The organism is Paenibacillus sp. FSL R5-0914 (assembly GCF_038004525.1).
GTDB lineage: Bacteria > Bacillota > Bacilli > Paenibacillales > Paenibacillaceae > Paenibacillus_AQ.
In genome coordinates, this window is sequence record NZ_JBBORH010000002.1 from 1,514,331 (window position 1) to 1,529,007 (window position 14,677).

At 44.1% G+C, this 14,677-nt stretch carries 10 protein-coding genes; 3 read left to right on the top strand and 7 right to left on the bottom strand.

Annotated features, from left to right (window positions below; genetic code table 11):
* The first annotated feature begins 132 nt into the window (after positions 1–132).
* Complete coding sequence (locus tag MKX60_RS22865) at positions 133–1,587, top strand: sulfatase family protein (RefSeq protein ID WP_076283434.1); 1,455 nt, start codon at positions 133–135, stop codon at positions 1,585–1,587.
* An 81-nt stretch (positions 1,588–1,668) separates the two neighbouring features.
* Here the strand turns inward: MKX60_RS22865 and MKX60_RS22870 are convergent, their stop codons facing one another.
* From MKX60_RS22870 to MKX60_RS22890, 5 genes are all read right to left on the bottom strand, one after another.
* Entirely contained in the window at positions 1,669–3,168 is a 1,500-nt protein-coding gene (locus tag MKX60_RS22870) for an arylsulfatase (protein ID WP_076283433.1), read from the bottom strand.
* Positions 3,169–3,183: 15 nt separating this feature from the next.
* Positions 3,184–5,079, bottom strand: a complete 1,896-nt coding sequence (locus tag MKX60_RS22875; RefSeq protein ID WP_341061065.1) for a family 20 glycosylhydrolase — start codon at positions 5,077–5,079, stop codon at positions 3,184–3,186.
* A gap of 125 nt (positions 5,080–5,204) precedes the next feature.
* Positions 5,205–6,836: an extracellular solute-binding protein gene (locus tag MKX60_RS22880; protein WP_076283431.1), complete on the bottom strand. Its 1,632-nt coding sequence runs from the start codon at positions 6,834–6,836 to the stop codon at positions 5,205–5,207.
* A 57-nt stretch (positions 6,837–6,893) separates the two neighbouring features.
* The gene (locus tag MKX60_RS22885; protein WP_052404326.1) at positions 6,894–7,793 is read right to left on the bottom strand and encodes a carbohydrate ABC transporter permease; all 900 of its coding nucleotides are present in this window, start codon (positions 7,791–7,793) and stop codon (positions 6,894–6,896) included.
* A 24-nt stretch (positions 7,794–7,817) separates the two neighbouring features.
* A complete protein-coding gene (locus MKX60_RS22890; RefSeq protein ID WP_076283430.1) occupies positions 7,818–8,786 on the bottom strand; it encodes an ABC transporter permease in 969 nt (322 codons plus the stop codon).
* Between the two features lie 250 nt (positions 8,787–9,036).
* Between MKX60_RS22890 and MKX60_RS22895 the strand changes: the two genes are divergently transcribed.
* Positions 9,037–10,476, top strand: coding sequence for a response regulator (locus MKX60_RS22895; protein ID WP_076283429.1), 1,440 nt, complete (start codon positions 9,037–9,039; stop codon positions 10,474–10,476).
* Positions 10,463–12,241, top strand: a complete 1,779-nt coding sequence (locus MKX60_RS22900; RefSeq protein WP_076283428.1) for a cache domain-containing sensor histidine kinase — start codon at positions 10,463–10,465, stop codon at positions 12,239–12,241. The genes MKX60_RS22895 and MKX60_RS22900 overlap by 14 nt, the downstream gene beginning before the upstream one ends.
* Positions 12,242–12,312: 71 nt before the next feature.
* Here the strand turns inward: MKX60_RS22900 and MKX60_RS22905 are convergent, their stop codons facing one another.
* Positions 12,313–13,710 carry a sulfatase gene (locus MKX60_RS22905; RefSeq protein ID WP_076283427.1) on the bottom strand — a complete coding sequence of 466 codons (1,398 nt, stop codon included), beginning with the start codon at positions 13,708–13,710 and terminating at the stop codon, positions 12,313–12,315.
* A gap of 106 nt (positions 13,711–13,816) precedes the next feature.
* Positions 13,817–14,650: a helix-turn-helix domain-containing protein gene (locus MKX60_RS22910; protein WP_076283426.1), complete on the bottom strand. Its 834-nt coding sequence runs from the start codon at positions 14,648–14,650 to the stop codon at positions 13,817–13,819.
* Positions 14,651–14,677 lie beyond the last annotated feature (27 nt).

The window sequence follows — 14,677 nt, forward strand, 5'->3', positions numbered from 1 at the left end:
AGATAGACTATTCAATTATAGGTAATAAAAATATCAACCCATATGGACAATTCTAATGAAATATATGGAGAATTCATTGGTTGCTAGAGGCTTTTGTGATGCTATAAACTATATTCATAGGAGGTTTTACGGATGTCAAAAAGAACTCATATTTGGTTAATTACCACAGATCAAATGCGTGCGGATGCACTAGGTATCGAGAACGCTTCCGTACTGACACCTGAGCTTGACAAGCTTGCTTCAGAAGGCACGCTCTTCACTGGAGCTTACTGCGCTAGTCCCGTTTGCACGCCCTCACGTTCCTCCATTTTTACTGGAAGGTACCCTCATGTCCATGGTGCTTGGAACATCGGTACTGCGCTTAGAGAAGACGAACTTACCTTGTGCGATCATTTAAAGACAGCGAATTATAAAACCATCGGTATAGGAAAGATGCACTTCCGTCCACAAATGAAGGGGGACTTTTCACAAGAATATGAAGATCCTGATTATCGTGACCGCGGAAGAGCTTCCGATGGAACGTACTACGGATTTGATGAGCATCATATTACTGAAGACAATTGTATCGGGGAATATATGGAGTGGCTTAGGGAACGCAACCCGGAAGTAGCAGAACGATTCAGTAAAGACCGTTTCAGAGCCTCCGATGCTCAACACGATGTGTGGGAGAGCGAAATTCCTCCGGAGCTGCATCAGACTTACTGGATTGCTGAACGGAGTATCGATGTTATCCTCGCCCACAAAACCGAGCAACCGTTATTCTTATGGTCCAGTTTCGTTGATCCGCATCATCCCTTTGACCCTCCAGAAGTTTATACGGATATGTACGCGGACATTGACATTCCATCACCAACCAGAGAAGCTGACGACGTTCATCTTCGTCCTCCACATTTGCTGCGTCAGAGTCAGGGAGGATATTGGCCTGGTGGCGGTGAGGAGCATTCTCTTGATGAAGCGCATATGAAACGGCTCACTCGAAATTATTATGCGATGATTACCTTCATTGATGAGCAGATCGGACGTATTATAAAAGCTTGGCGTCAAAAAGAAATGTACGATGATGTTGTCATCCTCTTTACCAGCGATCATGGAGAACTGCTCGGTGACCATGGACTAATTTACAAGGGACCGTGGTTTTATGAAGGGTTAACACGGATCCCGATGATCGTACGTGGTCCTGGGATTGCTTCCGGGCAACGGGTCTCTGCTTTGATGGAACATGTTGATATTGTCCCCACACTGCTTGAAGCCGCAGGTCTCAAATTCCCCTACGGAATTCAAGGCGTGTCACAGATGGAAGTGCTAGCTGGCAGGGAGTCCCATGTACGTAATTCTGCCCTAACCGCTTATATTGCTCATGATCGAGGCATAAACGCTAAGTGTTTGCGAACTACACGTTATAAGCTAGTTATCTTTGCAGGAGAGACCTACGGTGAATTATATGATCTGAAAGAGGATCCTCATGAAAACTACAATCGTTTTGAAGATCCCGATTATAGTGAAATTCGCAGTTCGATGGTAGAATTGCTCGTCCATCGAATGATTCAAGATCAGGACCCATTGCCTCAGCGCCGGAGTAGCTGGTAAATCAAAACACATGCTAAACTCCTTAATCTTTCCGTAACAGACGAAGGACAACCTGAATGTTCAGGTTGTCCTTCGTTAAGATCATTTCCCCAATTCGGATGCCTTTAGAATATGAGAAATTGGACGTCCGGCAATCAATTCGCCGTTGTTTACAAACCCTTCCTCTCGTCCCTCCAGCTCGTGAATAAGACGCTCTCTCCATTCACGTATACGCTCTAAATTATCGGTACATCCGATTGCATTAACCTTCTCTAAGGGATCGGTCACTAGGTTAAAGTACTGCTCTTCGCCTGTCTGAGAATACCATATGAATTTCTCTCTTCCATCCGTTAAAAAGTGGTGAGACTTTTCTCCATAGGCTTGCTCCCCATGAATATAAGACCGCCACACTATCTGTTCTCCCTTACACAGCGACAACACACTTTGCCCTTCTACTGTAACTGGTATTTGGACGCCAGCAGCTTCAAGAAACGTCGGCATAATATCGCGAAGCTCTATAATGGAATCAAGCCGGGAGCCTGCAAGAAGTCCAAGCGTTTCTCCCGGATCAAACACTATGAAAGGAATCTTAGCACTTCCTTCATAAGGAAGAGATTTGCGGAAGTAATGATGATCCCCCATCATTTCACCATGATCAGAAGTAAATAGAATCAAAGTTTCATTTAAAACTCCATATTCCTGCAGCCCATTGATCAACCTCCCAATTTGGTCGTCAAGATGCGTTATTAGTGCATAATATGCGGCACGGGCACGATCCAATCTGCGCTTTGGCAAATGAGTGAACGAAGATGTTGGATCCTTAGCACTGTTTAAAGCTGCATTCTCGTCCACCCAATCTCCGACTGGAGGATCAGGAATTTCCAAATCCATGTACATATCTAGATAACATTGCGGCGGATCCAAGGGGGAATGAGGGCGAACGAAGGAGGACCATAGGAAAAATGGTTTTCCAGGATCTCTTCTTCGTAAGAAGTCTAGCGATTCGGTTACGCACCAATTCGTTGGATGCATCGATTCCGGCAAATGCCAGGGGCGGGCAACCGTTGAGGCATTGCAATCAAGTCCTAAGTCAGTGATATCCGAATTGGCATTGGTTTGTCTTCGCAGCCACTGTAAATAATCGTCCACTTGATCATAGTGTTCATCATATATGGCTTGGCTCTTGTCCCGATTGTAGTGAAGATATCCATCATGAAGCACAACATTATGGAATCCACATAGATTACGTGCAGGATACACATGCATCTTGCCAACACACTGCGTATGATAACCAGCTTGAGCAAGCTCTCCGGCAATCGTATGGGCGTAATTCCATTCGACCTTATCCTGATACCCCACCCGCCCATGTGATCGTTGGCCCATTCCTGTCATGATAGCAGCCCTCGCGGGAATACAACTCGGGGTAGCTGAGTAAGCGTGTTCAAATAATATCCCTCTTGATGCAAGAGAATCCAGGTTGGGTGTCTCAACGACGGGATGTCCCATGATGCTCAGGCAATCAAAACGCATCTGATCCACTGTGATAAGCATAAGGTTGGGCCGCTTTGAGCCATTTTGATGGTCCAGATTTGTGTCAATCATAACCTCACTCCCTTCTTATACTCCTGCGATGACGGACGGTGTTGCGATCGTGTGCCACAAATTCGCACTTATCGCCCTTGGGCCGTCATCGTCAACGAGACCGTCGAACGTAAGTAGCTCCTCTTCTAATTCAGCTATCTGTTCCACTTTCCCTTCGACATAACTATTGATTCGATGAATAGCCGTCCTAATCCTCTGAAGCATACCTCCCATACGAAGATCAAAAACATCAAGACCAAACACCTTATTTTCCAGCTCCCATTGCACCCGATAGTCATCCATAAATCGAACGGCTAAATCTGATAGTTCTGGCAGAGTCACCTTGGCAAGATGAGCCAATTCCTCAACATTCCCTCGATGATAAGCATCACGTATGGAAATCCCGATTTCGCTCTTTATCGCAAGCAAGCGACACAAGCTGGCTTGTACAGAGAATAAGGATTGCCAAGGCGAATTCCGAGTAATCGCCTGTTCGAGCATTTTCGCACTTTGCTGATAATGCTTCGAATACACGCTAGGAATAACATGTCGATCGAACAAACCACACAAAATGTCTTGATAAAGCAAGTATTTAGCCGGATTGATGGAACACCCCCCCGGAACCGAATTACCTGGAACCAGGTTAGCCGCATCGAGTGCCATAAAGTCATCATAATGGCCTTGCACGCAGCTAATGAATCTTTCTTTGACATGATTCTCCACGAAACATCCCGTGTAGCACAGCTCCGCCCAAAGTTGAAGGGTAGGAAGAACCGAGAAGACGGAAGCTTCAGCACCATTATCTCCCCATGCGGTAATCAGCACTTCTTGAATTCCATGCTTAACACAGCTATCATGAGCCAGCAGACTGACTTTGCAGCTGAATTCATTGTTTGGAGCGAAGCCCATCCATTTCCAAGCACCACCTGCAAATTCAATATGATCATTCAGCTGCTTATGTTTGCGTAACATTCCGTCGTATTTCTCCTGCGTTTCCGAATAGTAATCCCAATAGATCAAGGTAACATCTTCAGGAATCAGCTTAACAATATCGGGGCTGATTGGACTTTCAGCATCGTAATATTCTCCGGAACTGACCAGACGGAAAAACATGTCGCTCCACATCATCGTACGGAAACCATATTTCCTGGCGATTTCCATAACAGTACTAAAGTGTTTTAACATCAAGGAGGATCGATCTTGATACCCATGCTTGTCTAGATATTTACCAAGTCCCATCATATGCGCTTCGTCCATCCCAATATTTATGCGACGACTGCTTACATGGGTCGCCATGAAAGCGAACATTCGATCAATTAACTCGTAAGTTCTCGGATCATCAATGAGGAGAATGTCTTGGAAATCCACTAGCGGTGCATGTGCTTGCCATTTCAATGCTTGGCCCAGATGAGCCAGCGTCTGGATACAAGGAACTAATTCTATACCAAATAACGCGGCATAATGGTCCATCTCCCGAATTTTCTCCCCTGTATATCGACCTCTTAAATAACCGAAATAAGGATACCCCTCAAGTTCGTAGGTGTCTTCCGTATACAGTTGAACCGTTGAATATCCCATAAGCGCTAAGCGCCGAATCAATTCCTTATATCCTTCATGGTTAAGAACAGCATTTCGCGAGCAGTCTACCATGAAACCTAGCTGTTCATAAACCGGCATTTCATTAATTTCAACTCTCTCACCACGACGTATATTCTCGAGAAATCGGCTGAGCGCCCGGATCAATTGATGTTCCTGTTCATACTCAATAGTGACCTGAACCTCATCGTAAGATATTCGAATGCCCTTCCCTTGTTTCTTACAATTTACTGGAATCCCTGACCGTTCTATTCGAATACTCAATATTCCCGCTACTTCTGAAACAGCTGCTAACTGTTTCTCGGTTAACCCTGTCAAGTGAATGCTATGTATCATAGACTTTACCCTCCTAATCTTATTATAAGTATGCGATCAGTAGCGCCGCACATTCTTGGTTCTTCTTCAAAATCATTAAACGGAAGATCCGGGCTGCTTCAGCCCGGATCTTCTCTATTCATCGATTATTCAATACCTTGTTCTTTGGCCTTCGCATTTACTTCTTCTATCATTTTATCAAGACCTTTAGCCTTATAATCGTTCACAATGTTATTCCAGTAACTCTCAACGGGTTCTTTGGAAAGCATGATCTTAAGCAGATCATCATGGTCCAGCACAGTAAATTTATCCTTTGTTGGGGTAGACAAATACGTTAACCGAATGTCGTATTCTGGAACCTTCGTATTGTTCTGAATCCAATCGATATAATCGACAGCTTCTTTGCGGATCCCTTCGTTAGCGATCGTCGGGTTATCCATGTTATAGCTATCTGAAGTTTCATAAGCCACCAAATTTTTTAGAAATCTGCTAGCAGGATACTTCTCATTTAATGAACCCTTTTCAATGACAACCTTCTGCCCATTTTCGATCTTGTAATCGACACCTTCAATGCCATAAGTCAACAGGTCCTTACCTTCAGGAGACAACACATAATCATAGAGTGCCATGATGCGATCCATCTTTTTATCGTCAACCTTATTGCTGAAATAACTTTCCGACCAGTACGTTTTAAAAATAGCATGTGAGCGTTCACCATCAGGTCCAATAAGTGGCTTGAGTGCCTTTACGCTCTCCATGATATCCTTATCCGGATAAGCTGTTTTCCAGCGTTTTTCATACATATCGCTATTTAAATTTATAAAACCGCCACCGCTTAGAAGAGCAGCTGCTTTACCTGCTACGAAATTATCATAAGACTCTGCAGGCTTTACAAGCGCGATGTCTGGATCGATCAAACCTTTTTCGTACATATTCTTCATGTTTTCTAACGCCGGAAGCGCATTTTTCGAAAATACAGCAGGTATAAACTTACCGTCCTCTTTGATCCATTTAAAGTCACTGCCGCTTCCATCACTCGTGGCGACCGGGTTACCGTACAACCAGAAGAATCCGCCCAGCATCTTGGTAGTTGTCGTCGTAAGACCGGTAATATGCTTACCTTCCGGATCCAACTTGACGATTGCATCAAGCATAGCTTCAAACTCTTCCCAGGTCTCGGGTTCTTTTGTGATTCCAGCTTTTTGAGCAAGATCCCATCGATAGAACACCATACGATCCAGCGCGCTCCAATCGACACTCGGGAACATCCGGCGAGGAACGGTATAATACTTTCCGTCTACACCTAAACCTTTAATGTCCGGCGATTCGAAGTATTTTGCAAGGTTAGGATACTTAGAAAGATCCGGAAGTGCTTTGACAACACCTTGTTCAACCCATTTACGCTGATATTGCGTACCGACAGCGTCGATCGCGAAAATATCAGGCAATTGACCGGAAGCAGCCCACATTTGAATCTTCTGGGTATAGTCATCCCAGGTCATATTGACAGGTTTTAATGTAATGTTGAATTTTTCTAATACTTGTTTGGCGATCGGGTCTTTTTCGATGTTAGCAATTTCAGCATCCGCGTCCCAGAAACCAAGAGAAATGGTCATTGGATCCTTGTAAGGGTTGTCCGTGGAATTAGAAGAATCCGGAGATACTTCACCGTTTGATGCCGCCTGCCCTTTGTCGTTATTGCCTCCGCCACAAGCCGTGAGCACCGAAGCCAATAAAGTTATGCATAATGCCAGTGTCATCATTTTCTTTCTAAGCATGCTTGAAACCTCCCTTTATACTATTTTAGGATAGAATCAATCTATTTAAAATCTTTCTTATCCTTTTATCGAACCAACCATAATGCCTTTATTAAAATGCTTCTGCAGGAACGGATAAACAACAATAATCGGAATACTCGAAACTACAATTGCTGCCATTTGAAGTGCAGGTGTGTAGACCTTCCCCGTCTGCTCCTGCTCGGCCATCGTCTGTGCCATTTGACTTAGCAAGGAATTCGAAGTAATGAGTGTCTCACGTAAATAAATCTGAAGCGGGGCCTTTGAAGCGTCACTGATAAAGATCAACGCGTACCACCATTCATTCCATCTTTCCACGGCATAGAACAAAGCAAAGGTCGCCATGAATGGGGCAGAGATCGGAATAATGATTTTGTAAAGGATGTACAGATCATTTGCCCCATCCAGCTTAGCTGACTCTTCCAGACTTTCTGGAATCGTGTTGAAATAGTTTTTCATAATGATCAGGTAAAACGTATTGAGACCGGCGGGTATGATCATGACGAGTATATTGTTTACGAATCCTAGATCTTTAACGACTAGATAAAAGGGAATTAAACCGCCATTGAAAAACATAGTGAACAAGATCAAACTAAGCATTATGTTTCTTCCCGGCATGCCCCGCTTGGATAATGCGTATGCTCCCGCTACAGAGATCGTCATGCTGAACAACACGCCAACCGCCGTTACGATGACAGAATTTAAAATCGAAGTCCAAAACTTCATATCCTGAAGCAACAGCTTGTATGCCGACAGGTCAAACGAAAGCGGAAAAATATAAAAGTCGCTTTTACTAATCGCTTCGAACTTTGCAACTGAGATAATAAGAACATTATAGAAGGGAAAAAATGTTACTAGTGCTAGAAGCCCCAGAACCACGAATGCGACGATATCGAAGACACTCCATTTTTTTCTCTTTTTAACCGTTGTGTCGGTCACTTGCTTCTCCCCTTTTCCTGCAAATTAATACAGTCCTTCCTCACCCATTTTCTTAGCGAACGAATTGGCCGCCCATAAAAGGATTAGGCTGATAATGGACTTGACGACACCCACGGCGGTCATATATCCAAAGTCGCCTCCAATCGTGAATGAAGTCCGATAAATGTATGTATCGATCGTGTCGGCAACCGAATATACCGGTGAACTATACAGATTGAATATTTGCTCGAAGCTCGAACCTTGCGTCAATAATTGTCCAACTTGAAGAATTAACAAAACTGCGACGGTACTCTTCAAGCCCGGCCATGCGATGTTTAGCAGACGGCGAAACCGGTTCGCTCCGTCCACTTCCGCCGCTTCAAACAGCTCAGGATTGATCCCTGCAAGCGCCGCTAAGTAAATGATTGAATCCCAACCGATCTCTCGCCACACATGTGTGATATACAGAACGGGTCTAAATGCACTTTCATCTACAAGCGGAGAATTTGGATCCCCGCCAAACAACATGATGATCTGGTTATAAATCCCGTCCTTGCTTAAAATATTGATGATAATCCCTGACAGCACAACCCACGAAATAAAATGTGGAAACGTCAGGATCGTCTGAAAAAACCGCTTCATTTTTGTCCTGGAAAACTCATATAAAACAATCGCCAGGATAATGGGCATCGGAAAATGAGTGATCAGCTTCATCAAGCTGATAATGACCGTATTCCAAAATGCCCTGCGAAAATCGGGGTCGGTCAACAGCGTTTGAAAATTCTCTAAGCCAATCCAGGGACTTCCCAGGATCCCCTTACTGTAATCAAATGATTTGAATGCTAACGTTACACCGTACATGGGAGCATAGCTGAAGAGGACGTACCAGATTAACACCGGTAGAACCATGAGGTAAAAATACTTGTACTGTAAAATCGTTTTTCCTAGGCTTTGCTTAGGAGCACGAGTCTTTAAGCTTCGCTTAGGCGTACGAGCGGTTACAGAATCAGCCAATCTTCTCCCCACCTTTCTGTATGAGATTGTTTATGCTTGTAAGCGGTTTATATGGTAAATTATATCGGGAGTGTAAATTCTCTTGTATAGAGGATACAACTCCGGTCATGTGGATTTTTCACACCTTTGTGGGTGACCTTCCTGTGACACGTAATATCGGACATAGTGAGCGTAAGATAGTCCATACCCCCCTTGATCCACAATCGCTAGGATAAATCTAAGAGCTCCATATAGAAAGGGGGATTCACTTATGCGTTCAGTGATTATTGCAGATGATGAGAAGTGGATTGTAGAGGGAATTAAAGCAGGAGTGAATTGGAAGAAATACGGCTTTGAAGTGATCGACGATGCCGAAAACGGGCAAGAAGCCCTGCAATTAATTCAATCGCTTCGCCCCACCCTTGTTCTAACAGATATTAAAATGCCTGTAATGAATGGGCTAGAGCTCATTCAACGTGGCAAAGCCATCGCACCTGATACAATTTTCATCGTACTCAGCGGACATGCAGAGTTCGCTTATGCACAAAAAGCGATGAATTATGGTACGTTCGGATACTGCCTGAAACCTTTTGAAATCGAAGAAATTGAAGGAATGCTTAACCGAATAGCCCAGCAACACGAATCGAAGGTGGTTAAAGAAATCCCTGTCCATGACTTCGAACTATATGAAGCGGTTTGTTCCGGAGATCTTGAACGAATTAGCTTATGGTTGGACGAGAAGCGAATACCCTTGTCGGAAGATCGCCCTCATATCCCCATTGTTATCCAAGGGTTAAGTTCGCCCGCAGATGTCGGGCAATTCTCTTCCTTGGTCTTCCCGATGAGCCGCCGACGTTATGGTTACTTATTGGAAGAGTGCCAATACGAAGTCTTCCTTCGGGGTCTTGAACATACAGAGGTTGTACAAGAATGCGGGGTCGGGATCGGTCCTCCTATTTCGGATATACATCAACTGGATGCGGCTTTAGAATCCGCTTCTCATGCTGCTTTCAGTATGTTCGCAACGGGGATGCCTGGATGTTATAGGGTGAATCCACAACAGGAAATACCGATCGACGGGAAGCTCAAAGAGATCTCCCGGATTCTTCATAATAAAGACCGGCTCGGTTTTATAGCAGTCATGGAATCTATAAAGAAATTATTCAAAGAGGGAACGTTCACCATTAAAGAAGCCTATTTGCTCTACACATCGATCCTCTACTTATTTCCTCGGGAAGGGACTCGGGTTAACGGCCGTTTTTTTGAAGGATATGAACAGCTCTATTATCGATACGGTACGGCTGAAGCTATGATCGATGATTTGATTCTTATGACACTTGATATTTTTATGAACAGAAACGAAACTGATATTTCACGAATTTCAAACCACAAAGTCAAAGAAATCATGTTGTACATCCGCAACCACTTCAATCAAGAAATTTCGATTCAGCATTTAGCCAATCAGTTCTTCTTAAGTCCAAATTACTTATGCCAACTATTCAAGAAAGAAGTCGGCGAGACCATCATCGAACATATCAGTCGTTTAAGAATTGAATACGCTTGTAAAATGCTGGTCGAGACCGACCTTTCCATTTACCAAATCGGTGAGAAATGCGGTTTTCAGGATTATTTCTACTTCACACGAATTTTTAAGCGGCATCTCAAAATGACACCTACGCAATATAGGGAACAAAGCAATGAAGACATTTAAGAGATTATCCATCCGTACTCAGGTTCTGTTATTTGGTTTATTTATTGTTGCCATTATCCCAATCATCGTTTCACGAGTCTACCAACTATCAAGCGAGACCATCATTAATCAAAATACGCAATACAATACGGAGCTGGTCTCCCTTCTCAAGCAACGGATTTCTAACAACTATGCCAACGTTTCTTCCATGATGATGAATGTAGGATACGATTCGACCGTCCAAAAGTTCCTAGTCGAGAATGATAAGCTTCGTGGCTACGACCTATCCCAAAAGGTAGAGGGGCTATTGAGTATCGCGCGAAATATGAATACGGACATTTTAGATATTATTGTTATTGGTAGCTCTAACACACGTATTTCATTAGCGGGAAGAACCAAATATGCCGTCGATCTTATGAAGACGGCTGGGGATGATGGAATCGTTCATTATCGCGGATACAGTCCTCCAGACAAGGTCATCGACAAGAGAAAATTACTGTTCGGGATGAACATCTTTGCTTCAGGTGACACGTCCCTATATGGCGAAAAAATCGGCTACATCGCAGTTATTGTGGATATGAAGGCTATTCAAACTGAAATTTCAGAGTACCCTCGATTAGTCGGAACCAGCTTTTTTATGATGGATGATAAAGGGCTGATCTACTCAAATAGTGATGAGCCGGAGGACATGCTCCAGCAGTTTCAAACTCGGGCAACTGGAAGGGATGGAGAGTCAATCGTCGAAACAGTTAACGGAAAGAAATATGCAATTCAGTCCTTTATCTTACCGGAGATCTCCGGAAAAATTATAACCGCTGTTCCTGTCCATAATTTAATGAAAGAACTGGAGAAATTAAAGAAGGTCAGCTATGCTCTTCTAGCATTAATCTTATTGGTCGTCTCTATTCCCTACTCTGTACTCATGATGAATCTCTTAAGACCGTTGTCTAGGCTTATGCGCTATATGAATCAATTAAAAGGCGGAAGTCTAGGAATATTGAACAATAAGGTCGATTTAAAAGGCTATGCTGAAATTGAAATCATCTCTCGACAGTTCAATGATATGACAACGCGGATTCACGATTTGACGGACCAATTAATCGATGCAAACACCCAGCTTTACCAGACAGATCTGGAAAAGCAACGTGCCGAATACTCGTATTTGCAAAGTCAAATTAATCCCCATTTCTTAAGCAATACTTTAGATACAATCAAAGGCGTTGCGATCGTAAAAGGAAATCGGGAAATCTACGAAATGACTACCGCCTTAAGTACAATGCTCAAGTACAGCATCAAAGGCAAGGAGGAGGTAACTCTTGGGGAAGAGCTGAAAATCGCAGAATCTTGTGTGAGGATTTACCAAGGCCGTTTCCCTGACAAATTCAGTTACAAGCTGTTCTGTCCACAGGAATGGTTACACATTCCCGTACCTAAAATGATCCTTCAACCTATTGTCGAAAATGCGCTTGGTCATGGACTTGAGGCTCAAGGTCAGGGAGTCTTGCTGATCACAGTAGAGAAAAGCAAAGCGGGACTGCTTGAAATCGCTGTAGAAGATAATGGTGTAGGCATCGTTGCTGCGAGACTGGAACAGCTAACCGAGCTGCTGGCTGGTAAGAACATAGAATCCGGTGATCATATCGGGCTCCTAAACGTCAACAACCGTCTAAATCTTAAGTACGGTGATCCCTGCGGCGTTCTGCTGTACAGTAAGGAAGGTAGCGGGACGAAAACCGTTTTGAGGCTTCCCGGGGCTTTAATTGATCAGCAAGAAGCCAGAAAATAAAAAAGGAGGTTGCCCTTTCAGGGGCAGCCTCCTTCTCAGTTGTCTTTCTTTCCTCATTCAAAGGGACAACGCTAAGCATCCTTTGAGGATGAGCTCGCATACTCTTTCGCATGATAGGGTCCACCTTCCATAAGTACCGTCCATAATGGATCGATATCACAGTCCATGGAGCTCATCATGTTGTCATGCCATTCATTCAACAGATAGACAGCCTTCATACAAATGTCTTTACGCACTTCGGCGAGATTATGTTGTTCGTAAGGATCATGCTTCAAATCAAACAACATTTCTTTCGGAAATCCATGGTGTCCGTCATGATAGGTGCGTATATATAACCAATCCTCAAATCGGATGCTGCGTTGACACACATGCGCGCATTGTGAGATTACGAGATACTCACGCCCTCCTGATTGTCCCTCCAGAATGGTATCAGCATAACTTTCACCATCCCAAGAAGGAGCCCCTTTCAAATTCAGAAGGCTTGCTAATGTCGGTCCGAGATCAAGGTGATAATGTAGCCCATCCTCCACTATTCCCTTCTTGCCGCCTGGCCAGCGAAAAATCATCGGAATGCGGCAAGTCGCCTCGTCTGCCGTGCCGTGCTCGGAGTAAATCCCTAGCTCGCCCAGGCTCTCTCCGTGATCCGCTGAGATCAAGATAGCCGTATCTTCCATCACGCCAAGTTCTCTCAGCTTAGAAAATACTTTCCCGAGATGCTCGTCCAGATACTTAACTCCAGCATCATAGTTGTCAAAGATAACTCGCAGGTGATCACGATTCTCTATCTCCTGCTGATGCCTAAAATGCTGATGATAATGCGATTTCGCGAGTGCATTCATATCTTCAATACTATGCTGCCCCTTTTTACTCCGGTGAAGCTCAAACACGTCTTCCGTGATCCAATCAGGTAACGGCTCCTTCTCGAACGGATTACCGTAGCTCTCGGGTGTACGATAAGGCGTATGAGGATCCCAGAAATTCAGGTGCAGAAACCAATTTTCGGACTCCCCATTATCCTCAAGCCATTTAAGTGCCACAGGAAGCACCTGCTCTGCCGTCTCATGCCCCCTTCCACCAACATTGAACACTTCTTGAAAACCGGCATTAAAGGTCCAGGCCGAGTGCCGTTCGGCGAAGGTGCTAATCGACGCGGTTTTCATGGCTGCTTGTCTTAATATAGCGGGAAGACTCTCCATTCCCAGCCGGTCATTAAATTCTCGTTTCGCCCCTTCTCTACGCATATCAGCAGCGGTCCCGCCATGTCCTACAATCCCATTATGAATGCCAAATCGTCCCGACATTAAAGCAGAACGGGACGGTAGACACGGCGCATCTGAACAATAGTAGTTGGTAAAGGTGACACCTTCTTTAGCGATTGAATCGATATTCGGGGATGTATTCCGATGATAGCCATAACATCCCAGATGGTCCGGGCGAAGCGAATCCAAATCCAAATACAAGATTCTCATGAGTTATACCCTGCCTTTCCTTTTAATCGAAATGGTTACGCATCGATTCGGGCAGTTCAGAATGATCTGCTCATGCTTATAGAGTAAATGAATATGGAAAGCTCCGCTATGGAGTAGCGATGTTTGTTTTTGTATATTCGATACTTTTTCGGTACTCTGCCGGACCCCTGCCGTATTCGCCACGAAATACCTTACTGAAATGCGAAGCATCATAATAACCACATCTCTGGGAGATATGCTCGATGGTATAATCCGTATACTCCAACATTTGTTTAGCTTGCTGCAGCCGTAATTTTCGTAACATTTGCATAGGTGTCAATTTATATATTTTCTGAAACGCCCGGCTAAAATAAACAGGATTCATATGATAGAGCTTGGAAAGCTCCTCTCTACTAATCTCCTGATCAAGTCTCTCCTCCATATATTGCAACGCCTCGTTAAAGCGGTCCGTGACATAGGGATCTCGTGATGAGCGGCGCCCGCCAAGCTTGGTGCTCTCCATAATTTCATAAAGGAGAAAAAATGCCAATGAACCGACCTGAACATTTCTGAAATCATCCTCCTCCTGCAACCACAGGCTTCGCAGCTCGTCAAACCTTCGCTCATATTCGCTTTGATCCCGAATCCGAATCACCTTGCCTAGCGGGAATAACTTGAAGAAGTCATCTCCGTCTCGCACCTTTGCGTTAATATTAAACAGATAATGTACGCCTTCCATTTTGGAGATCACATTAAATGGCTCGTTAGGACGGTGGATCATCACGTCTCCGGCAGAAGCAACATATTCCCCCTCGGAGGATGTCGTCAATACCTCACCTTTTTGGATGTAAGAGACGGTATAACAAGACTGGACGTAATCGAATAAGACCCGCTTCTGATATTGAATTTTTATGACGTCCAGCACGGTGATATCAAACTGACTATGAATGATAGAGGACAAAGAAGTTCCTCCTTCTAATGTAGTAGT